This window comes from Clostridium sp. E02 (assembly GCF_003833015.1).
Lineage (GTDB): Bacteria > Bacillota > Clostridia > Lachnospirales > Lachnospiraceae > Lacrimispora.
Map to the genome: position 1 here is coordinate 1 of NZ_RJLQ01000056.1, position 818 is coordinate 818.

1 protein-coding gene is annotated in these 818 nt (G+C 40.8%); it reads right to left on the bottom strand.

Features of this window, described 5'->3' with window-relative positions; translation table 11 throughout:
- Positions 1-114 precede the first annotated feature (114 nt).
- The coding region (locus tag EFT72_RS18890; protein ID WP_124068457.1) for an IS256 family transposase at positions 115-818 on the bottom strand (704 nt) is incomplete at its 5' end.

The window sequence follows — 818 nt, forward strand, 5'->3', positions numbered from 1 at the left end:
GTCCGCTCAGGTAAAGTCAAGAGTGCTTGCACTTGTCTTGCTCTTGACCTTACCTGGGCAGACTGGTACCGTACTTCAGGGCGGTAAGACTGTTTTTCGTTTGGTTCCGGTAAGTTAGCCGGCTATGATTCCCTCTTCTTCAGAGATTACCATTGATTTTAAATGTTCCATGTTTAAATAACGCTTAGATCCCCATTCACTACTTGCTACATGGCGTAGTCTAGCACATACCAGCATTAGGGCTGATTCTCCATCTGGGAAGGTACCTACAACTTTTGTACGTCGTTTGATTTCCCGATTTAAGCGTTCCAACGTATTGTTGGTTCTAATCCGTCTCCAATGTTCAGACGGAAAGTTCGTGTATGTCAAAGTTTCTTCTATGCTTTCCTCTACTTTATCAGCTGCTTTATTAAGCTTCATTCCTCGAAGTTTTTTTACAACTGAATCTGCTTTTTCTCTGGCAGCTGTTTTATCTTCTTGAGCGTGGATAGCTTTTAACATTTTAGCTACTTCTTTCACTTTTTGTTTTGGTGTAACAGAAAACACATTTCTATAAAAATGTACCGTGCATCTCTGATATTTTGCTTCTGGAAATACCTGTCCAATTGCTTCAACCATACCAAGGGCTTTATCTCCAGTGATTAGCTTAACTCCCGTTAGACCACGGCTTTTCAGCCATACAAAGAAGTTCTTCCAACTCTCAAGATCTTCTTTTAAACCTTCTGCGGCACCAATCACTTCTCTGTATCCATCTTCTGTAACACCAATGGCTACAAGTACTGAAACATTTTCATATTCTCCACCCCAGCATCGTTTTA